The organism is Pelagimonas sp. KU-00592-HH (assembly GCF_040369695.1).
Taxonomy (GTDB): Bacteria; Pseudomonadota; Alphaproteobacteria; order Rhodobacterales; family Rhodobacteraceae; genus Shimia.
Genome location: NZ_BAABWM010000011.1, coordinates 1 through 497, shown reverse-complemented (window position 1 = coordinate 497; position 497 = coordinate 1). Strand labels below are relative to the sequence as shown.

The following is a 497-nucleotide window of genomic DNA, read 5'->3' as shown; positions in this document are numbered from 1 at the left end:
TCGATGACGCGCGGGATGGCCGAGCCACCGGCGATGATCAGCTTGGGCTGGTGTTCTTTCGCCAGCGCCTCGACCTCGTCGTAGTCGATCAGGTTGTCGTCGCGACGCACGCCGTATTGCACGGCGTTGAACCATTTGCCCGACTGGTTGGGCGCGGCGCCGTGGGTCAGGTGACCGCCCGAGGCGAGGTTCATGCCGAGGATGGTGTCACCCGGTTGCAGCAGCGCCTGGAAGACACCCTGGTTGGCCTGCGAACCCGAGTTCGGCTGAACGTTGGCAAAGCCGCAGCCGAAGAGTTCCTTGGCGCGGTCGATGGCGAGGTTCTCGGCCACGTCTGCGTATTGGCAGCCGCCATAGTAGCGACGGCCCGGGTAGCCTTCGGCGTATTTGTTGGTCAGAACCGAGCCCTGCGCTTCCATCACCGCGGCGGACACGATGTTTTCCGAGGCGATCAGCTCGATCTCGTCGCGCTGGCGACCCAGCTCATCGGTGATCGC

Annotated in this window: 1 protein-coding gene; it reads right to left on the bottom strand. The window is 64.6% G+C overall.

Going from position 1 to position 497, the window contains the following annotated elements; all coding sequences use genetic code 11:
• A partial coding sequence (locus ABWV42_RS19670) for a PLP-dependent aminotransferase family protein (RefSeq protein WP_502930978.1) occupies positions 1–497 on the bottom strand: 497 nt, incomplete at both ends.